Here is a 21,545-nt window from a genome sequence, read left to right on the forward strand (position 1 = left end):
ACAACTTCACAGCTTGACATCCCGTTTTACAGCGGATAATCCTCGAAAGCGTAGAGAAGGGTAGACAGGTAACGCTCTCCCGTGTCGGGAAGCAGGGCGACAATCGTTTTCCCTTCATTCTCCGGCAGCCGGGCAAGTCGTGTCGCTGCAAATACGGCCGCTCCCGAAGAGATTCCGACCAGCAGGCCTTCCGTACGAGCCAGTTCGCGCCCGGTACGGATGGCTTCGTCGTTCTCCACCCGAACCACCTCGTCTACCACCGCCGCATTGTATGTTCGAGGCACAAACCCCGCTCCGATTCCCTGAATCTTATGCGGTCCCGGCTTTCCTCCCGACAGCACCGGAGAGTCCGCCGGCTCTACGGCAACTACCTTCACCTCCTTCTTGTGAGCTTTCAGCGCTTCGCCCACTCCGCTCACCGTACCCCCCGTGCCTACGCCCGCCACGAAGATGTCCACCTGTCCGTCCGTATCCCTCCAGATTTCCTGTCCGGTGGTACGCACGTGCACGCTCGGATTGGCCGTATTTTCGAACTGCTGAAGGATTACAGCGTCCGGTGTAGCCGCCCTCAGCTCTTCGGCCTTGGCAATGGCGCCCTTCATGCCCTCCGCACCGGGAGTGAGCACCAGCTCCGCCCCCAGCGCCTTCAGCAGGTTACGCCGCTCCATGCTCATCGTGTCGGGCATGGTCAGTATCAGGCGGTAGCCCTTGGAGGCGGACACGAAAGCCAGCCCCACTCCGGTATTCCCGCTGGTGGGTTCGATAATGGTCGATCCGGCGTGCAACACCCCTTTCATTTCGGCATATTCGATCATAGACAGGGCGATGCGATCTTTCACGCTGCCGGCAGGGTTGAACGACTCTATCTTCACCACCAGACGCGCTTTCAGCCCGTTTATTTTGTTGTAGTTGCTCAGCTCCAGCAAAGGAGTATTCCCGACGAGCTCGGTGAGCCTTTTTGCAATCTTTTCCATATTTCTTTAGTTTTCTTATCTTAACCGATTGCAAAGATAGGGAAAGCTCCGCCCGCCGGAAATACCACAGATGTGGTAAATTCGTACTACAAACAGGGGGCACATACCCGCCTTTGTCGACTAAATACCCGCATATACATACCGACTGAATACCCATCGCGTCGACTATATATATTCACCGTGGTAGCCATATATATTCACCACGGTAGCCATATATACTCACCGGACTGACTACATATACCCACCGAACCGGAATATACATACCCGCCGTTCCGGCTACACATCCCCCGTTGCGGGCATATGGATATACCCCACCATATATCTGCCGCGACAACAGAAGTTGATTTCTCAAGCGGGATTCACTGTTTTTTTCGGGAGCGGGCAAAAATTACCGCCAAAGAAAACGGGGATATCTTTCGGAAAAAACTATATTTGCGGATATTCACCTGAAAAAAAGACTTATACGTATGAAACACATGAAAAAACAGATGAAAAAAACATCTCTTTTCATCATCCTCATCGGACTGATGGCAATGGCAGGTCTTCCTTCGCCGGCACAGGCGCAAGACATTACGGGAAGTTGGCACGGAAAGCTGAAGCTGCCCGTAGGTTCGCTCAGCATCGTTTTCCACATCAAGCAGGCTCCCGAAGGCGGATACACCGCCACGCTCGACAGTCCCGACCAAGGGGCGAAGGGAATCCCTACGGAGAAAACAACCTTCGAGAACTCCACGCTCCACATCCGCATACCCACGATCGGGGCATCGTACGAAGGGAAGCTGACGGAGGAGGGAAAGATTACGGGCACATTCACACAGGGGGTTGCCCTCAAGCTCGACCTTGAGAAAGGAGAAGCTCCCCGCCCGAAACGTCCGCAGGAACCCCAACCTCCGTTCCCCTACAAGAGCGAGGAGGTGAAGGTGAGAAACGAGCAGGACGGTATCGACCTGGCGGGCACGCTGACCTTACCCGCCGAAGGACGGAACTTTCCGGCGGTGGTTCTGCTCACGGGAAGCGGGCCGCAAAACAGAGACGAGGAGCTGATGGGGCATAAACCCTTTCTGGTCATTGCCGACCATCTCACCCGGAACGGGATTGCCGTGTTGCGGTGCGACGACCGGGGCATGGGCGCTTCGCAAGGCGACTACGCCTCCACTGCCAATACCGGGTTCGCACGCGATGCCGAAGCAGCCATCGGCTATCTGCGCCACAGAAAAGAGGTCGACTCGCGGAAAGTCGGAATCATAGGGCACAGCAACGGGGCACTGATAGCTTTCGGCATAGGGGCGAAAGACCGTGAGCTCGCATTCATCGTCTCGCTGGCAGGAAGCGCCGTGCGGGGCGACAGCCTGTTACTGAAGCAAACGGAGACCCTCTCTAAGCTGTCGGGAATGCCCGACGCCGGCTGGCAGAACCTCAAACCTATTTTGCGCGAACGCTACACGCTGCTGATGCAGGCCGGAAAGACTCCCGAAAAGCTGCGGGAAGAGCTGCTCGCCCATGTCTACTCGTCAATGCCGCAGCAACAGGCGAATGAAGCGGTTCGAAAGCGGGCGGAAGCCGAAGCGGCAGCCATGACATCGCCTTGGTTTCTGGAATTCCTCAAACACGATCCCGCCGCAGACCTGAAGCGTGTGAAGTGCCCGCTTTTCGCCCTGAACGGAGAGAAAGACGCGCAAGTGGATGCCGAGACAAACCTGAATGCCATCCGCCTGCATACAACGGAAGGTGGAAACAAACGGGTAACGATGAAAGCGTATCCCGGACTGAACCACTTGTTTCAGCATTGCACCACCGGAGCCGTGAACGAGTACGCGCAGATAGAGGAAACCATCAGCCCCGAAGTGCTGAAAGACATCACAGAGTGGATACTGGGCATCACCGCCCGTTAGTCGTGTGACGGTGTCTTGCATCCACAAGCAGCCGGTTCGTGGATAGCCGGCATCGCCGCCTGTTAGCCGTGTGACGGTGAGTTGCATCCACAAGCAGCCGGTGCGTGGATAGCCGGCATCGCCGCCCGGCAGCCAAGAAAACCTGTGCCGAAAGAACACAGTTTGTAAAAGAATGGCTATCTTTGCATGCACAAATTTGAGTTTAAATAAATAACAAAAGATATAAATGGCATTGCAATGTGGTATCGTCGGACTGCCCAACGTGGGTAAGTCGACTCTTTTCAACTGTCTGTCGAACGCAAAAGCACAGGCGGCAAACTTCCCTTTCTGTACAATCGAACCGAACGTAGGCGTCATCACCGTTCCCGACGAACGTCTCAACCGCTTGGCGGAACTGGTTCATCCCCAACGCATCGTTCCCACGACGGTGGAAATCGTAGACATCGCCGGACTGGTGAAAGGAGCGAGCAAAGGCGAAGGATTGGGAAACAAGTTTCTGGCAAACATCCGCGAGACGGACGCCATCATCCATGTGCTCCGCTGCTTCGACGACGATAACGTGACTCACGTAGACGGCAGCGTAAATCCCGTCCGCGACAAAGAGATCATCGATTACGAGCTTCAGCTGAAAGATCTCGAAACCATCGAGAGCCGCATACAGAAAGTGCAGAAGCAGGCGCAGACGGGTGGTGACAAAGCAGCCAAGCAGACGTACGACGTGCTTGTGCGCTACAAAGAGGCGCTGGAACAGGGACGGTCGGCACGCACCGTGACTTTCGACACGAAAGACGAACAGAAGATAGCCCGCGAGCTGTTTCTGCTCACAAGCAAACCGGTGATGTACGTGTGCAACGTAGACGAGGCAAGCGCCGTGAAGGGCAACAAATACGTAGAGATGGTTCGCGAAGCCGTGAAGGACGAGAGTGCCGAGATACTGATCGTGGCTGCACGCACGGAAGCGGATATCGCCGAACTGGAGACGTACGAAGACCGCCAGATGTTTCTCGCCGAAGTAGGACTGGAGGAGTCTGGCGTGGCACGCCTCATCAAGTCGGCCTATAAACTGCTGAACCTCGAAACTTATTTCACCGCCGGTGTTCAGGAAGTGCGCGCATGGACTTACGAAAAAGGATGGAAAGCTCCCCAATGCGCCGGAGTGATTCATACCGACTTCGAGAAGGGATTTATCCGCGCGGAGGTCATCAAGTTCGACGACTTCATCCAATACGGCTCGGAAGCGGCTGTGAAGGAGGCGGGAAAGTTGAGCGTGGAAGGAAAGGAGTATGTGGTGCAGGATGGAGACATCATGCACTTCAGATTCAATGTGTAAGCATGCAAGCCCGATGAAAACATTGAAAGGACGGCACGATTTCCAAACTTCAGATTCAATGTGTAAGCATGCAAGTACGATGAAAGAACGCAAGCCCTTCCCGGAGCAAACGCCGCCGGCATTGCACGGATGAAGGGTTGAGATATAAAAACAGAGGCCGCTCGCCGGCCCGAAATCAATTACCAATCAATAGTCTTATGTTACTATCTATTCACTGGAATCCCAATCCCGAACTCATCAACCTGTTCGGTATCTCCATCCGCTATTACGGATTGCTGTGGGCGGTAGGCATCTTTCTGGCCTACATCGTCGTTCACTATCAGTTCCGTGACAAGAAGATAGGCGAGAAGAAATTCGAACCGCTCTTCTTCTACTGTTTCTTCGGTATCCTCATCGGCGCCCGGCTGGGGCACTGCATCTTCTACGACCCCGGCTATCACCTCACCAGCGGTAGAGGCATTCTGGAGATGCTGCTGCCCGTGAAGCTGCTTCCGGGAGGAGGATGGAAGTTTATCGGATACAAGGGGCTGGCAAGCCATGGCGGTACGCTGGGACTGATTATCGCGCTCTGGCTCTACTGCCGGAAAACCAAATTGCACTATGTGGATGTATTGGACATGATTGCCGTAGCCACTCCCATCACCGCCTGCAGCATTCGCCTGGCCAACCTGATGAACTCGGAAATCATCGGCAAACCAACCGATGTACCCTGGGCGTTCGTCTTCGAACGCATCGACATGCAACCCCGTCACCCGGCACAGCTATACGAAGCGTTGGCCTATCTCGCGCTTTTCTTCGTGATGATTTACCTGTACAGGCGCCACAGCAAGGAGTTGCATCGCGGCTTCTTTTTCGGACTCTGCTTGGCGGCAATCTTCACCTTCCGCTTCTTCATCGAATTTGTGAAAGAAAACCAGGTGTCTTTCGAAGAGCAGATGACGTTCAACATGGGGCAATGGCTCAGCATCCCGTTCATCATCATCGGCTTTTACTTCATTTTTGCTTACGGGAAGAAGAAGTAGACGTTTTTACTCTATAGTTATATAGCGTGGCAGGCACTCTTTTGCCTGCCTGATGAAGAAGAAGTAAATGTTTTTACTTTGTAGAGGTTTTTTAGGCTTAGAAAAGAATAATCATTACAAGCTCTCTTATCCTTAATAAGGAATAGCTTATATTTGTGTACGTTTAATTAAAACTTTGCTTATGGTACTTAAGTATTTAAATCTTTTTATGGCTTTTATGGGCAGCTTAGCCATATCGGAATCTTATGCTCAAAGCTATATTACAGGGTGTAATGGTAAAAATTATGGCATAGGTGATACGCTTGTTGTAGGCAAGCCTGCACTATCAGGGTATTTATTTATACGTACTGTCAACGAACAAGGCGATTTGTCTCCAATGCCTGACAGAGATATTGCAGGTTTGAAAGTGACTATTACTTCTATACCGGAATACGATGAACAATAATATCAGGATATGGGGATTTACGAACAACCCGAAAATTTACAGATTGTCATGGCTGAAGGTGGAGGCAATCATTTCTGTATCAGCCTAAATAAAGCGCTAAGCTGTGGAAATATAATGTCCGATTACATGATTTCGTCTGTTGACGGGGCAGTGGATTTGACACCCTCTATTTTGTATGTGTACGCGCTAAAACTTTATCAAAAAGCTGTTGATGACAAGGTTGTTGATAAATATGCCTCATTATGTGTACCTGATGAATTTAAACAAGCATCCGAAGATCCTTTTGCATTAGATGCTATGCGTAAATCTTACAGAGCTAAATTGCAACAAGAATTATGCAATGCCGACTTTTCAAAGATATTTCGTCTTAAATGCTTATCAGAACTTCAGCCATATGATATGGTAAAAGAATGTTTCCCTTTATCAGAATTTTCTTGTGTTGATGTGCAAACTAAACAGGAAGATGAACTGAGCAGGCTCAAATATTGCTTGTGGGGAGAATGTGCTTTTCTTTTTGCCAATGCTTCTCTCTTTATGTCCTTACCTTCAGAAAAAACACGAGCCAAAGGCTTCTATGGGATGCGGAAATACGCCGGCGTTCCTTCTTATAACGAACCAATGGCTAGCCTGTATGTATATGTTAAGATTAAGAAACAGCCGGTAAAATTGCCGGAAAAGAAAATTTTAGTCTTTTCTGAAGGCCGTAATTTTGATTTTAATTGGTCAACACTGAATAAGGTTTATGGTGAGAGGTCTCTTAATATGGATATTGTTCGAATTGATGCGTATAACGATTTGCTTCCTTTCGTGAATGGTGAAGTAGTCTATAATTACTTAGGCAGCATTGTTTTATAAGATAATTTCGGGGAAACTTACTGGGTGGTGAACATAGCCCTCGGCAAACCGAATTGTTCTATAAGATAATTTGGAGGGAAAACTTACCGGGACACATATATGGCAAAGGTACATAAAATCCCCGGAATCCAACCGGCTTTAGGTTTTACTGAATATCCCGATTTACGTCTCTATATCACTCTTATCATATTGTCTGTGCGACCATCGAATAACATTGGCGGGCAGAGCACGCAGCTGGTCAATAGTCTGTTGAAGATTACGCGCGACTACCATAATGTCAAAACACTCCAACAGGTCAGGAGGGAGCCTTAGACGAACTAAGGCTAAAAGAGTATCATAAGTAGTCACGAGATTTTTTTTGAGGGCAAAGATAGGAGTTTTAGAGAATCCCCACATTAGTTTACTGCTGAGCCCGCTTTGGGTCCCCCAATAAATAAGAGGAAAGCCCCGAGAATTTTGTTTCTCAGGGCTTTTCTGCAATCAGTTGTTGGACTACCAGGATTCGAACCTAGACAAACAGAACCAAAACCTGTTGTGCTACCATTACACCATAGTCCAAACTTATGCGCTTTCTGTTAAAAAGCGGTGCAAAGATAGTGTTATACCAATAAACATCCAAACATTTCACTGATTATTTTCGATTTCTTCACCAATAGTCCGCCATTGCTTCACTGATTATCTTCGATTATTTTACCGATTGGGCTCGATTTCTTCATCCATGACATTCGATTATTTCAAAGATTGCGTTTGATTGTATCAGCGATTGCAAAAAAAGAGGAGGTCTTACGGCCAAATGAAAGAAACGTTACCGGACAATCTGCCTGAAGTGGAACGAGAAGATTTTTGCCCCTTTACTACGAACCGGATAGCAAACCCTTGCAACCATAGATTCTGTACGATACTCTTAAAAACCGAAGACATAACGACGACCTTCCGTTTTTCATACCTTTGCAACCATAGATTTTGACCGATATTCTTTTGAAGTGTTCTGTGATTCGTAAGCAAATCACAGAACACTTCGATGGGCGCACGGGAACGAACCAAATGGTTCAAGCGGGTTCGATTCCCGTACTCACTACAATCATAATGGTTTAGATACTAATATAAAAAATAACACCCAAAGAGATCTCTGAATGTTTCAATGAAAAGCTGTAGTTAATGGCTCAAAGAGACTAAATTGAAAGTAAATCACAACTAAACAGCTCTTGCGGTGTGCCATATTGCTGCTGTACTCAATCGTTCAAAGAGACTAAATTAAAAGTAAATCACAACATATTTTCATTATTTGTAATGGATTGTCCTTAGCTGCACTTAATATAAATTGAACAATAATGACCTTGCAACCGGCAAATCGGCACGGCTCCGATAACAGGTTCCCTACAACAGGCGAACAACTATCCTCACGTCAACGAAGCATGAAAGACAAACAAGCAGTGAAATCGCATCAAGATAAGCCGTGGCGAATGCTTCCTCAAACAGGCAGGCATTCGCCAACAGCAAGCAGTCGCTATTTTGCAATCAGCAGGTAGTAGTTCTTCTTACCGCGCTGAACCAGCAAATACTTGTCGTTCAACAAATCGGATACGGTCACTTCACGGTCGAACGCTTCCAGTTTCTCTTTGTTGAGCGATACGCCACCGCCTTGCACGAGTTTGCGCATCTCTCCCTTAGAGGCGAACACTGCGGCATGGTCTGCAAACAGGTCGACGGCTTTCACACCTTCGGCCAATGCGCTGCGCGACACCTCGAACTGGGGAACTCCCTCGAATACAGCCAGCAGCGTATCTTCGTCCAGTTTGCGCAAAGCCTCGGAAGTGGCGTTGCCGAAGAGGATGTTCGAAGCCTCTACAGCCGCGTTGTACTCTTCTTCGGAATGAACCATCACGGTCACCTCCTTCGCCAAGCGTTTCTGCAACACACGCAGGTGCGGAGCAGCCTGATGTTCGGCAACCAACGCATCGATTTCTTCCCGGCCGATGGAGGTAAATATCTTGATGTAGCGTTCGGCGTCGGCATCGCTCACATTCAGCCAGAACTGGTAGAACTTATACGGAGAGGTATAGCGCGGATCGAGCCAGATGTTGCCCGACTCCGTTTTGCCGAACTTACCGCCGTCGGCTTTCGTAATCAACGGGCAAGTCAGCGCGAACACCTCTCCCCCGTTGGTACGGCGAATCAACTCCGTTCCTGTGGTGATGTTTCCCCATTGGTCCGAACCGCCCATCTGAAGCTTGCATCCTTTGGTTTCGTACAGATGCAGGAAGTCGTATCCCTGAAGCAACTGATACGTGAACTCCGTGAACGACAGTCCGTCGCGGGCCTCACCGCTCAGACGACGCTTCACCGAGTCTTTCGCCATCATATAGTTCACCGTGATATGTTTACCCACCTCGCGGGCGAAGTCGAGGAAGGAAAAGTTCTTCATCCAGTCGTAGTTGTTCACCAGTTCCGCACGGTTGGGTTGGTCCGATTCAAAATCGAGAAACTTCGCCAACTGCTTCTTGATACATGCCTGATTGTGAGCCAGCGTCTCTTCATCGAGCAGATTGCGCTCCGCCGACTTTCCCGAAGGGTCGCCGATCATGCCGGTAGCGCCTCCGATAAGGGCCAACGGCTTATGGCCGCAACGTTGAAAATGGCGAAGCATCATCACCCCGCAGAGGTGACCGATGTGCAACGAATCTGCCGTAGGGTCGATTCCCAGATAGGCTGTAACTTGCTCTTTGCCCAACAACTCTTCCGTTCCCGGCATGATATCTTGCAACATCCCGCGCCACCTCAATTCTTCTACAAAATTCATCGTTATTTTATATTATTTGGTTATTATTCAATCCATAATCCTGCAATAAGCGAAGCCTTCCCGACGGCAAAGCCGCGCAACGTGACTCCGGATTCAGCAGGCGATCTATCCGAAAAGGCAAAATTACGACTCTTTATCTGAATACACAACTCTTTAGCGTTTAAAAAAGACTTTTTGCACATTCTCCCTCAACGTCTCTTGCAGACACTCCGCATCCACCCCGCGGACTTCGGCGGCTCTCCGAATGATGTCGCTGATATCCAGCACGCTTTCATCCGTTTCGAGAAACAGCCGCGAAGCGGGTATCGCCTGCATCGCCTCCCGCGAATAATGCTCGCCCAAAGAGAGATAAAACCCGTGACGAAGAAGCTGGGAAGCCTGCTGCGCCTTCCCTCTGAATCCGTGCCATATCCAAGCTTGAAGGGGCGCCAGACGCTTCTTCACCGCCAACAGTTCATCGACCGCTTTCACACAGTGGATAATGAGCGGCAACCGGCAGTCTTCCGACAGGGCTACTTGGCGCTCGAAGATTTTCACCTGCAACTCCATCGGGGCGGCAGCCAGCTTGTCAAGCCCTGCTTCGCCTATCGCAACGCACGGCCGGTTCTCGGACTTCCGTCGTTCCAACTCCCGCTGAAGAACGTCCCACAACCGCTCCGAATTTTCCGCAGTCAAATCCCAAGGATGAATACCTATCGAGCAAAAAGGCGCGTCGCAGCAATGCGGCGAGCCGGAGGGGTTCTCTGAAAAATCGGATTCTATCGAATGAGAAGACTCTTGGTAGCGAAACTGTGAACCGGAAAGGCCCTCTGAAAGAGAGGATGCTATGGAGCGGGAAGGTGCATCGCTGGAATACGGCGAGCCGCAGGGGTTCTCTGAAAAATCGGATTCTATCGAATGAGAAGACTCTTGGTAGCGAACCTGTGAACCGGAGAGGCTTTCTAAAAGGGGGGCCGCTACAGAACGAAAAGGCTTATCGTAATGGTCTGCCCCTTCTGCCCGCAGACGACAGTTGTAAACAGACTCATCGAGACGGTCGGTGCGATGGGTGTGGATATCCAATATGCGATTTACATCTGCTGCCATATCGTTGGTTTTTGAGAGGTGAGGAATTGATTGTCGGTATGAATATCTAAGGAACAGGATCATAACCCGAACCGCCCCAAGGATGGCAGCGCAGGATGCGCCTCACGGTCAAATACAGCCCTTTGAACGGTCCGTGTTTCTTGATGGCTTCTATCGCATAGGCGGAGCAGGTAGGCGTAAAACGGCATGAGGGAGGCGTTAGCGGAGAGATGCAGAGGCGGTAAAAGTAAATGGGGAGTAGGAGTACGAACGAGAGTGCGCGCTTCAATCCCTTTCCGAAAGAAGCATATATGGAAGAAAAGAGTCGCGCTATTACTTGTCTGTATTTCGAAACATTTCCGAAAAAAGCATATACCGAAGAAAAGCGATTGCGGACTGCCCGTCGGGGATGTCCCGGACGCCTTCGGGAAGAAGCACCTATCGAAGAAGAGGCTTTCATTCGGGAAGCGTTTCGGAAATGCGCAAAAGCGCCGTTTTCATCTTATCCGCCAGCTCGGAAGTAGTTACGAACTCATCCGACAAATAGATAAAAGCAATGGCGAGACACTGTCCGCGGCGCAGCAATTCGTCCGTCAGCAAGTGCTTGTTCTTCCGGTAAGCTTCGCGTATCTGCCGCTTCACACGGTTGCGCCGCACCGCCCGTTTGAACTTCCGCTTCGACACGCTGATCAGTATCGAGGCCGGTTGCTTCGCTTCTTCGAGCGGCATATATACAATGCGTATCGGAAAGATGGAAAACGATTTGGAAGTACCGCTTTCGAACATCTTTCCGATTAAAATCTTACTATTCAGCCTTTCGGCTTTACGCAAAGTATACACTGAGCTTTTAGTGAACTTATTTATTGTTTTCCTTGATAAACATATCCAATGCGGCAGTCATCGAAGGAGCCTTCACGGTAGGCGCTTCAAGGTCGAGACGAAGTCCGGCGTCGCGCACAGCCTGAGCGGTAGTGGACCCGAACGTACCGATTTTGATATCTTTCTGGTCGAAGTCGGGGAAGTTCTTCTTCAGCGAAGTCACTCCGGACGGGCTGAAAAACACCAGCATGTCGTAATCGAACTCCTCATCGGGCGCGAAATCATTGCTCACCGTGCGATACATCACCGCTTCGGTATGAGTGATGTGGTGCTTGCTCAGCAGATTCTTCACATCGTCGTTGTGTACATCCGACATCGGAACGAGGTATTTCTCCGTTTTGTGTTTTACAATGGAAGGCACCAAGTCCTCAATCTTCCCGGTGTTTCCGAAGAAGATTTTCCGCTTGCGATACTGGACGTATTTCTGGATATACAATGCAACAGCTTCGGTCACGCAGAAATATTTCATCGTTTCCGGAATAGTGATCCGCAACTCCCCGCACAAATGAAAGAAATGGTCGATCGCATGGCGGGATGAGAAAATAACGGCAGTGTGATCGAGAATTGAAATCTTCTGTTGCCGGAATTCTTTAGCCGAAAGGCTTTCAACCTTAATAAACGGCCGGAAATCGATTTTTACGCCATACTTCTCCGCAATGTCATAATAGGGAGACTTCTCTGACGCAGGCTTAGGCTGCGAGACTAATACTTTCTTAATTTTCAACGTCCTAAAATTTTATTAGCAATAAATCGTTAATGTGTATCATGCTCTGATAGAGTAACAAACAGGGCATAATTTCTAGAGCGCAAAAGTACAAAATTAAAAGGAAAACATCGGTGATTTGACGAGAAAAAAGCTTTATCCACTTATAAAGCATCAATATTTTAGTAAAAAAGAAGATAATCGTCCCGAAAATGACCAATTTGAAAAGACTTAATTCGAAATAAACCAGAAAGAGAACATACGGAAAAAGAGCGAATCCAAGGTAATAAACAAGAGTAAAATAAGACTCCAGCCAGACCCCCGTTTTATTTTTGTCAAAAAATATCCATCCCAGAAACATGTAGATCACCCACTTTGCCAGAAAATAAGCCAAACAAATGCCGACATAGACGCCCAGCAGCAAAAGCGGCGGAATGCGCTCCGGCAAAACCGGACGCACGATGTGGAAATAATTAAGGAGAGACACGCCCGCCAACACACAGGTTTGCGCCACCAATACGATTAGGTAACGCACTTCGGCCGCTGTCGAGGTATCGAAAATACTGGTTCGCTCGCGATGCAGCAGAAAAGCATTTATTTGCTGGGTAAGGAATTTCTTCCCTCGGGCCAAAGCCACGGAAGTGAGAAAAAAACAAGCGAGCAATATCAGAGCCACGTTATCATCCGTGCGAAGAGAATAAGGGAGGGGTGTACCCTCAAAGCCGGGATTACGCTCCTGCACCGACTTATATTCGGTCAGCCGCAACGTATCTGTCGAAACAAACCTGTCGCGATAGAACAGAGGCAGCGTATCCGGCATTCCTTCTCTCATAAAGCTGCGAATTTACGGATGGAGACATCCCAGAGCGAAGTGCGATACAGCAGATCGACAGCCTCTTCAGGTGTTTTCGCCACTTTCCATATATCGCCGTGCTGGCGGCGCATGAAACTTTGGTCGATAGCCCGTTCGAGCATTTCGAGCAGGGGGTCGAAGAAGCCGTTGGTGTTGAGTATCACTACGGGGTAAAGATATAGCCCCAGTTGCTTCCACGTAATCACCTCGAGCAACTCCTCCAACGTTCCGCATCCTCCCGGCAGAGCGATAACCCCATTGCTCAGGTCTGCCATCTTCTGCTTGCGCTCGTGCATCGACTCCACCTCGATAAGCTCGGTGAGCCCCGTATGGTGCCAGCCCTGCTCTACCATGAAGTGAGGGATCACTCCCGTCACCGCCCCTCCGGCGGCAAGCGCGGCATCCGCCACTGCCCTCATCAGCCCGATAGATCCCGCACCGTTTATCAGGCGGATTTGTTGCTCGCCAAGCAAACGGCCGAGGGATTCGGCGGCTTCGAAATATATGGGGTCTATCCGGGTACTGGAGGCGCTATATACGCATACGGAGTTAATCTGATTCATTGCTTCCTCTGGGTTTAATGTTCTTACTCGCAGGCAAAAGTACAAAAAAACGGGCGATTATCCGCACTCGATGCAAGAATATGATTGCAACACATTCTTTGCCTCCCCTTACATGAACCTGAACAAAACGGCAACTGGTGGATAGGTGACGTGGATACTAATTACTTGCCCCTCCTTATATGAACCTGAGTCTGACGACCAAAGACGTCAACTCATCGAACACATCAGTGCAGGCATCCCTCGCATCAACCTCAACCCGACGACCAAAGACCGTCAACTCATCGAACACATCGGTGCAGGCGTCCCTCACATCAACCTCAACCCGATGACCAAAGACCGTGAACTCATCGAACACATCGGTGCAGGCGTCCCTCGCATCAACCTCAACCTGATGACCAAAGACCATCAACTCATCGAACACATCGGTGCAGGCGCCCCTCGCATCAACCTCAACCTGATGATGCCAAACAACGTTATATCCAAATGCGACTTTTCAGGCAGAGAGCCGTACCCCTCCTTTGCCAACGGCTCTTACACTCTTACAACGACACCAATGAAAGAGGCTTTAAGGATATTTGGGAAGAACCTAACGCAGGTGCATTGCTTGCCGATGTTCTCCATTAGGAGACTCTAAGAATATTTGGGAAGAATTCCTTTTACAAATCGCCCTTAGCTTCTTACGAGAGAGAGCACTTGTGGAAGCACTTTGCCAGATGAGGAAGGCACTCCCCTATGCAAGCGCATCGACATTCTTCACCTGCGAAAACGAGAGCTGTAATGTCGACATACGGAAAAATCTCCGGCGGCATCAGCAGCTAAGAGCACAAATGTTTTTCAGAACCGCGACGTCGATATACGGAAAATCCCCCGCTTTGTCCGGGTGGAGCGGGGGATTTTGATTAAATGATTACAGCTAAAAATGCGTAGCTTTACTTTGAAGGAATGTGTATCGGTAATGTAAAAACGACATTATTATCGCTCAATGATGTTTCATTGGCATATAGAAGCTTAATGCCAAGGTATAGCATCTTTCTTCCTTCATCTTTTAAAGAAGCGGAAACCAGCTCAAACTTTGGTCGCTCCAAATATATATCCATCACCTGTCCCACTTCTCCTATGAGTAATCTAAGATCACTATCCCAAACAAGGTCATACCATTGCCCTTCTCTTTTAATGCTGAAATTCACTTTCATTATCCAATTCTCAATCTTGGCCTTAATTTTTTCTTTCACATCGCCAACGGGTGTATTGATATCCACATATTTCTTCATCACCTCTTGTACATCGGTATTGAACAGAGGAACCAATTCATCTTTCAAATCTTTCAGCAGCTTGAAGCCACCAACTTCTTTGGAGAAAATAGCAAGTGCTCCTCCGTCTCCATGCACAGACATTAATTTGAAATCGAGGGTGAGCTTACCCTCCGATTCATTAGCATTATTCGCTCCTACACATTGAACAGCGTACAACTTTTCATCATATCTAATAGCTCGTCCACCAAACAGCGCATAGTTTTTCTCTACTCCTTTCACATACAATCCTTTCGCAAAATCAGCATCAACCGTCACTTTTCCGGCGTAGTAAATGTTTTTATCTATACTGAGGCGGATGGGAGAATCACTTTTTGCCCCGCTGTAAGTCAGGTTGAAAGAGATTTCTCCTCCCCCATTCGAGTTGTATTTCATATCCGATATCACAGACTTCCTGATGTCTTCTTCCGTGTAGTAGAAGGCCTTCCCGTCGAAATCGGTGGAATAGAACTCTATCGCCTCGCTAAGGTATTGGGCGGTAAACTTATCGGTTTTTTTCTGGCGCAGCAGATAGTCCAGATCGAATTTGGCGTATTTGTCTACCCCGGCTTTCCACTTACCTTGCACACGCTTTCCCATATTGTAATTATCCGGACGCTTGTTGAATCCGTCGAACGTCAATGTCGTATCGAAAGCCTTATCGTTCACTTTACCTTCCAGATACAGCACGAACGAGCCTGCTGTTTCGTCTTTGCTCTTCACCTCTACTTTGGTGACTTCGATGTTCTTATCGCCTATCTTCTGAACTCCCTTTGCCGTGCGGGTACGTGCAATAGCCGTATTTACATCCTCGTATCCGAAACCAAAATAAGTCGCCATCTCTTCCTTCGTCACGGTTGGAGCCGGATCAGGCTGCCCGGAATCCGGTTGGTCGGGATTGGGGGTGGGATTATCGGAATCGGAGTTTTCCGAGTTGCCGGACTCCTTCTGCTGCTCCGGCGCGGGTTTGGGCAAATCGATGGGATCGTCTTTTCCACAAGCCGCCAATGCGGCACATACGAATGCTAATAACAATGTTTTTTTCATCTTGAAACTTTTTTCTTTTTACCTTAATTTTTACTTCTGCGACGGAAAACGAACAAAAGCCTTTTGCCTGCAATCCGCCTAATCAAAAAAAATCCGCAACCTTACTCCCGGTCAGGAGCAAAGCTACGGATTTTCAATATTTATATGATAACAACAATCAATCGCTAAACGAATTTAATTTATAAGCCGAAAGCGGCTTTGATTTTATCTACATAATCGAGCTTCTCCCATGTGAAGAGTTCCACTTCCACAGTTTTAGCTCCCTCGTAGCGTGAGGCGAATTTCTTCGTCACCACCTGAGGCTCGCGTCCCATGTGTCCGTAAGCCGCCGTCTCCTGATAGATGGGGTTGCGGAGTTTCAGACGCTCTTCGATGGCCTTCGGGCGAAGGTCGAACAGCTGGTCGATCTTGCGGGCTATCTCGCCGTCGGTCATTTTCACGTGGCTGCGTCCGTAAGTGTCTACGAATATGTTGATGGGGCGTGCCACGCCGATGGCATAGCTCACCTGAACCAACATCTCGTCCGCCACGCCGGCAGCTACCATGTTCTTGGCAATGTGACGTGCGGCATAGGCTGCCGAACGGTCTACCTTGCTGGGGTCTTTGCCCGAGAACGCTCCGCCGCCGTGCGCGCCCTTGCCTCCGTACGTGTCGACGATGATCTTGCGTCCCGTCAAACCCGTATCTCCGTGAGGACCGCCGATAACGAACTTACCGGTAGGGTTCACGTGGTACGTGATGCGGTCGTTGAACAGCGCCAGCACTTTATCGTGATGAATGGAAGCGATGACGCGGGGCATGAGTACCTCAATCACGTCGCGACGAATCACGGCCAGCATCTCTTCGTCGGCTTTCAGCGCGGCAGCTTCCGAATCATCGGCAGGCTGTATGAAGTCGTCGTGCTGCGTAGACACCACAATGGTGTCGATGCGCACGGGCGTACCGTTGTCGTCGTATTCAATCGTCACCTGACTCTTTGCGTCGGGGCGAAGATAAGTCATCTCCCTGCCTTCGCGGCGAATATCGGCCAAAGCCAGCAGAATGCGGTGAGCCAGATCGAGCGAAAGCGGCATGTAGTTTTCGGTTTCGTTCGTCGCATAGCCGAACATCATCCCCTGATCGCCCGCTCCCTGTTCCATCGGGTCCTGACGTTCTACGCCGCGGTTGATGTCGGGGCTTTGCTCGTGGATGGCCGAGAGCACGCCGCAGGAGTTGCTTTCGAACATGTATTCGCCTTTGGTGTAGCCGATTTTTCTGATCACCTCACGCGCGATGAGTTGCAGGTCGACGTATGCTTTTGTTTTCACTTCACCCGCCAGTACCACCTGTCCGGTCGTCACCAGTGTTTCGCAAGCTACTTTCGAGCTGGGGTCGTAAGCCAACAGCTTGTCAAGCACGGCATCCGATATCTGATCGGCTACCTTATCGGGGTGTCCTTCCGACACCGATTCGGATGTAAATAAGTATCCCATATCTTCTTTTTTAGTTTATAAACTCCTCGTTAAAAAAAATCAATAATAAGGCATGCAAGAGGGGAAGAAGAGAAGAGCATATTGCAATAAATCACTGAAAAACGGGAGTAAATAATCGTGTTTTAGCATTTTTTTCGGTGGTTGCAAGCTGCTCAAATCTATCCACACTTTCATTTCGGGGGACAAAGATAAGGAGAATCGCACAAAACACACACATATTCGCCCCCAATATACACACTTCTTATCTATATTTCCGATATTTTTGCAGTAGCCGATGGGAAGAATATTCTTGTTCGATGGTACACCGGCTATGCCGTGCGGGACTGCAACATGCAAGAAGAAGAAAGCTATACAGTCAGACAGACAGCTGGCTTGTGCCTCTATCATTTAGTCGCTGACGAGGAAGCAGAGAGCTATACAGTCAGGCAGACAGCAATATATGATGTTTTAGATGCTAAGGCTGTAGGAAGCAGAAAACTATACAGTCAGGCAGACAGGCGTTTGTCGGGTATAGGCGGATACACTTTTTGCTGTCGGGATGGGGGATGTGTGCGAAGTATACATGGGGGCATGTGAGTATATATGGATAGCACGGTGAGTATATATGGTCAGCATAGATGAGCATATATGGCCAGCGCGGTGAGCATATATGGCCAGCATCGTGAGTATATATGGTCAACAAGGCAGGAAGATATGAACATAAAAGAGCCCTTTTTTTCAATCCCCCGCAGGAGAAAAGCCTCTTGGACTCTTTATTGAAATAAAGAGTCCAAGAGAGCCACAGTCTTCGGTTCAGAAGGTCTGGACATTTTTACATCTACTATTTTTCCTTCCGGATCGATCAGGATAAAACGGGGTATTAAAGAGATCTGATAATCGCTGCGAAATGTAGGATTCTTGCCCGCATACAACTGAACTCCTCCCAAATTATCGGTTTTCACCTTTCTCTTCCAAGCAGCCTCGTCATCATCAATGGAAATACCGACAAAATGAATCGGCTTTTCTCTATACCTTTCCTCCAACTGTTGCAGTAAAGGAAGCTCCCGGCAACAGGGAGCACACCATGTAGCCCATACATCTATATAAACATATTTCCCCGACAAACCGGAAAGGGCAACCTGTTTTCCATTAATATCGGAAAACCGAAAATCCGGTGCTTTCTTCCCTTTCGCCAGACGCGAAAACTTCTGATAAATTTCATCAAACTCCGCTTTTCGGGAAAGATTGTTCACTTTCTCTTTATAGACAGGCAGAAATTCTTCAACATCTTTTGCCCCAAAATTTCTGACATGTCCGTACATAAAAGTATGGACCAGATAATCAGCGAGTCGGGAATCCCTCACAGAGTCTTGTATATAATGCAATGCGTAGCGCAACTGCTCCAATGGTTCGTTTTCGGTAAATTTTTCAGCTAATGACCGGATATAACTTTTAAAAGTTTGCCGATATTCCCACAACTCGTAGGCTTCCTCATCCTCCCTCATTGCTTTCTCCACTTGTCGGTAATAGTTTTCTTGGGGAGAGTACTCATTCGTTTTCAGCTTTCTGGCACGATGAAGCGGATAAGCTTGAAGCATATTACAAGCCTGATAATACAGCCGCTTTCTCTCCAACGGCTTAAAACTCTCAGGCAGCGGAAGCGAGTCAAGATGAGATTGCAATCTATCCGGCAGCTGCTCCCATTCTTCCAAAAAAGCGCTCTCCGACTGATCGTAATTCAGATTCAAGGTATTTAGGAATCTTCCGTTTAAATATTCATTAATAGTTTTTCCATCTCCATCGAACTCAAGACGGCCGTCAGCATATTTATTCATGCTCTGCTTCCCGCCCGGAATAAGATAGAAATAATTGATACTGCGCGGCCCATATAAAACGGCATATCCGGGAGACAGCAAGGCGGGAACTTGAATAGTTCCCACCCCCGATTCGTCCAACACGGCTTGGTATGATGAGTCTCGGAAAGTAACTTGTATCTTTACCTGCCTGAATGACTCAAAATAAAAAGCTACTTGGGCGAATACTTGCTCTCCCCATTGAAAACACAGAAAAACAAACCCTATTTTTAGAATAAACAGTTTTTTCATTGGAAAATATTTTTAAGAACCATATTTCGGGAAATTATACTCCATGTCCAGAATTCTTCCGAATCCACTAAAGACCTTCTCCGAAGAAGTGTCGATGGCTCCATTGCTTACGTTGACATAATACATATACACCTTTCCTTCTTTTGCACTTTCATTATAAGTAGAAATTATCAAAATCTTATTGTTGTAAGGATGCGAACGAATGAAGCGATCGACACAAGGTTTGAAGATTTTCATACCGGTGATCTTTTCCTCGCTGTTAGCCAAAGAGTAGACCTTCTTGCCTATATTGGCGCCCATATAGTCATATTGATAAATATCCCTGTCTGTGGCATAATAGAATACCGGGCCTAAGTTTCCTACGGCAAAATAGTTGGCATTTTGTATCTCAGGACAGTTTGATGCACTATACATCGCCTTATCCACATTGGTTTTCGCATCAAAATTAAACGCATACAAAGTATTCGTATGAGTATCCCAATCTTCAAACAATCCATACTCGTAGTTATTAAAACCTGTATCCATATATCGCAGCTTGGCACGCATATTCTTTATGTTGAACACCGAGCCGGAAGCATTGTCCGGCATTTCCTGAAGTATCCATGTAGAGCCTCCGCTCTTTTTGGGAAAGCATAAGAAACGCCCGCCCAATTCATCATAGATAATAGCCAGATAGTAATCGAAAAAACGAGGAGCATAAGAAGCTGATTTATAAGATATTCCATCTTTCAGAATAGGTTCGATATACGTAGTAAAGCCCATTGAGCTGATGGCGCTATATTCATAAAAACGGCCGTTGGAGATAATGGCGTCATAACCGTATCGCCCGGGACTCCAATAATAATGGTAGAAAATATAATTCTCCGGCTTCCAGTCGCTCATATCCGACATCAAAGTAGAAATGTCGAACGTCTTTTGCATGGTAATGGCATCCAAGCGAGCTCCTCCCTTATCGGTCAGAACCGTCACATTCTGATAACGTCCCAAACAGAAAAAACTACCGATCTTGACACCCTTTCCTTCCAACTGCTCTTCGTTGACCGTTTTGTAAACATCATGCAATATCTGGTCCTTATCTACCCGGTCGGAAAAATAAGGACTCATAATCATATCGAAATCAGTTTTTCCGTCTTTCTCTTGCAAAACCATCCACCCTTCGGTAATAATCCCCTGTACAACCAAAAGGATCTTTTTGTAAGTATCTACCCCCGATTCTTTATTGCGACAGGTGAGTACCAGCGAATAAGATCCCGGGATTTCGGTCACTGCATAAGAAAGGTTCTTTGTCTTGCAGATAGTTTTCTGCTTCCAGACACCTCCGACTTCATTTGACCAAAGACGCCAGCTAAATTCATAATCATTTTCGTCGGCGCCATCCAGTTTGATGTCCACCGGCAATTCCAACGTTTTGAATTGAGTGGCATATACCGTATCTTTTGCCTCAAGAGCGACGCCGGGCAACTCGGAATAATCATAATTCCCGCGATCGTCATAACAAGCGGCCAGACCTATCATCAGTCCGATAAGGCATAGCCCGAATTTTAATATATTTTTCATCATTGCACGTGTCTTTACCATTAATACTTAGAATGTCACCACCAAACCGTTTTCATCAGTCAAAGGTTCTCCCGGATGTGCTTTGTTATATTCATACAACGCTTTGATCAATACACCTTTCCAATAGATCTGCTCCGAAGTGCTCCATTGGTTATAGTTCGTAGCAACCCCTGTATGCAAAATAACGAACTCATGCTTTACACGGCTGTACTCGTTGAAAATCCATCCCACAGGTTCAGCCAATTCGTTAGTTATTACAACTCTGAACATCGACTCGTTGACCGGGGCCTCAGAGAAGTAATTGTTAGCACATAAACGCAGGGCAACAACTTTGCTTTCCGCATCCGAACTTGCATTTTTTCTCACTTTAATCTTTACGCTACCGGCAATGGCATCTGCCGGCAATCTGCACGGTTCAATCACAAAGTCATTACTCTCTATAGCCGTTGTCTTATCCTTCACAGCCTCCACCGCAACTTCTCTCGGTTCAGAAGAGCTTATACCTATCAGCTTGAACGGTATTTCTACAATATCCTCTTTTACTCCCGGATGCAGGCCAAAAGAGTAAACCGTGCTGTCTTTCCCTGCCGGAGAATAAACAAACCGTAAAGAGGCTACATCAGTGTCATATCGCAAGTAGCCGTCTTTGGTACAACTTGCCGTCAACAGCAGCAATAAACCTGTCGCATAACCGAATCGTTTCATATATCGTCTC

The 21,545-nt window shown here is 48.1% G+C and carries 18 protein-coding genes, 1 tRNA gene and 1 pseudogene; 6 read left to right on the forward strand and 14 right to left on the reverse strand.

The genetic code is table 11. The features are described 5' to 3' along the window. Positions 1-26: 26 nt before the first annotated feature. Positions 27-974, reverse strand: a complete 948-nt coding sequence (gene cysK / locus GGR07_RS06325) for a cysteine synthase A (RefSeq protein WP_034543590.1) — start codon at positions 972-974, stop codon at positions 27-29. A gap of 476 nt (positions 975-1,450) precedes the next feature. On the opposite strand from cysK, the gene GGR07_RS06330 reads away from it, so the two are divergent. From GGR07_RS06330 to GGR07_RS06350, 5 genes are all read left to right on the forward strand, one after another. Further along, a complete protein-coding gene (locus GGR07_RS06330; RefSeq protein ID WP_122056681.1) occupies positions 1,451-2,866 on the forward strand; it encodes an alpha/beta hydrolase family protein in 1,416 nt (471 codons plus the stop codon). Between the two features lie 226 nt (positions 2,867-3,092). Further along, positions 3,093-4,196, forward strand: a complete 1,104-nt coding sequence (ychF, locus tag GGR07_RS06335) for a redox-regulated ATPase YchF (RefSeq protein WP_027326512.1) — start codon at positions 3,093-3,095, stop codon at positions 4,194-4,196. A gap of 197 nt (positions 4,197-4,393) precedes the next feature. Beyond that, complete coding sequence (lgt, locus tag GGR07_RS06340) at positions 4,394-5,218, forward strand: prolipoprotein diacylglyceryl transferase (RefSeq protein ID WP_172545169.1); 825 nt, start codon at positions 4,394-4,396, stop codon at positions 5,216-5,218. A gap of 181 nt (positions 5,219-5,399) precedes the next feature. Continuing rightward, a complete protein-coding gene (locus tag GGR07_RS06345; RefSeq protein ID WP_051990645.1) occupies positions 5,400-5,663 on the forward strand; it encodes a hypothetical protein in 264 nt (87 codons plus the stop codon). 9 nt (positions 5,664-5,672) lie between these two features. Further along, positions 5,673-6,518 (forward strand): DUF4852 domain-containing protein, encoded by an 846-nt coding sequence (locus GGR07_RS06350; protein WP_051990647.1) that lies wholly within the window; start codon positions 5,673-5,675, stop codon positions 6,516-6,518. A gap of 487 nt (positions 6,519-7,005) precedes the next feature. Here the strand turns inward: GGR07_RS06350 and GGR07_RS06355 are convergent. From GGR07_RS06355 to GGR07_RS06390, 8 genes and pseudogenes are all read right to left on the reverse strand, one after another. Beyond that, positions 7,006-7,076 (reverse strand) — tRNA-Gln (locus GGR07_RS06355). A 949-nt stretch (positions 7,077-8,025) separates the two neighbouring features. After that, positions 8,026-9,318: a tyrosine--tRNA ligase gene (gene tyrS / locus GGR07_RS06360; RefSeq protein ID WP_027325121.1), complete on the reverse strand. Its 1,293-nt coding sequence runs from the start codon at positions 9,316-9,318 to the stop codon at positions 8,026-8,028. A 153-nt stretch (positions 9,319-9,471) separates the two neighbouring features. Next, positions 9,472-10,023: pseudogene (locus tag GGR07_RS14065) on the reverse strand (TatD family hydrolase); the annotation flags it as partial. A 427-nt stretch (positions 10,024-10,450) separates the two neighbouring features. Further along, positions 10,451-10,672, reverse strand: a complete 222-nt coding sequence (gene yidD / locus GGR07_RS06370; protein WP_034543612.1) for a membrane protein insertion efficiency factor YidD — start codon at positions 10,670-10,672, stop codon at positions 10,451-10,453. Positions 10,673-10,839: 167 nt separating this feature from the next. Continuing rightward, complete coding sequence (gene rnpA / locus GGR07_RS06375; RefSeq protein WP_034543592.1) at positions 10,840-11,223, reverse strand: ribonuclease P protein component; 384 nt, start codon at positions 11,221-11,223, stop codon at positions 10,840-10,842. Positions 11,224-11,239: 16 nt separating this feature from the next. Continuing rightward, entirely contained in the window at positions 11,240-11,986 is a 747-nt protein-coding gene (locus tag GGR07_RS06380; protein ID WP_021644634.1) for a uroporphyrinogen-III synthase, read from the reverse strand. A 4-nt stretch (positions 11,987-11,990) separates the two neighbouring features. Further along, positions 11,991-12,797, reverse strand: coding sequence for a DUF4271 domain-containing protein (locus tag GGR07_RS06385; protein ID WP_021644635.1), 807 nt, complete (start codon positions 12,795-12,797; stop codon positions 11,991-11,993). Then, complete coding sequence (locus tag GGR07_RS06390; RefSeq protein WP_021644636.1) at positions 12,794-13,381, reverse strand: LOG family protein; 588 nt, start codon at positions 13,379-13,381, stop codon at positions 12,794-12,796. Before GGR07_RS06390 ends, GGR07_RS06385 begins: the two co-directional genes overlap by 4 nt. Positions 13,382-13,526: 145 nt before the next feature. Between GGR07_RS06390 and GGR07_RS06395 the strand changes: the two genes are divergently transcribed. Next, a complete protein-coding gene (locus GGR07_RS06395; protein WP_034543593.1) occupies positions 13,527-14,015 on the forward strand; it encodes a hypothetical protein in 489 nt (162 codons plus the stop codon). Between the two features lie 295 nt (positions 14,016-14,310). Here GGR07_RS06395 and GGR07_RS06400 read toward each other — a convergent pair whose 3' ends face one another. The 5 genes from GGR07_RS06400 to GGR07_RS06420 form a co-directional block, all read right to left on the reverse strand. Then, positions 14,311-15,717 (reverse strand): LptM family lipoprotein, encoded by a 1,407-nt coding sequence (locus GGR07_RS06400; RefSeq protein ID WP_122056452.1) that lies wholly within the window; start codon positions 15,715-15,717, stop codon positions 14,311-14,313. Positions 15,718-15,896: 179 nt separating this feature from the next. Beyond that, positions 15,897-17,189: a methionine adenosyltransferase gene (gene metK, locus GGR07_RS06405; protein ID WP_021644639.1), complete on the reverse strand. Its 1,293-nt coding sequence runs from the start codon at positions 17,187-17,189 to the stop codon at positions 15,897-15,899. A 752-nt stretch (positions 17,190-17,941) separates the two neighbouring features. Continuing rightward, complete coding sequence (locus tag GGR07_RS06410) at positions 17,942-19,273, reverse strand: TlpA family protein disulfide reductase (RefSeq protein ID WP_021644642.1); 1,332 nt, start codon at positions 19,271-19,273, stop codon at positions 17,942-17,944. A gap of 12 nt (positions 19,274-19,285) precedes the next feature. Then, positions 19,286-20,833 (reverse strand): PKD-like family lipoprotein, encoded by a 1,548-nt coding sequence (locus GGR07_RS06415; protein ID WP_172545168.1) that lies wholly within the window; start codon positions 20,831-20,833, stop codon positions 19,286-19,288. 24 nt (positions 20,834-20,857) lie between these two features. Further along, a complete protein-coding gene (locus tag GGR07_RS06420; RefSeq protein ID WP_172545167.1) occupies positions 20,858-21,535 on the reverse strand; it encodes a DUF4843 domain-containing protein in 678 nt (225 codons plus the stop codon). Between the last annotated feature and the right edge of the window lie 10 nt (positions 21,536-21,545).

The sequence above is a fragment of the Bacteroides pyogenes genome (assembly GCF_014196225.1).
Taxonomy (GTDB): Bacteria; Bacteroidota; Bacteroidia; order Bacteroidales; family Bacteroidaceae; genus Bacteroides; species Bacteroides pyogenes_A.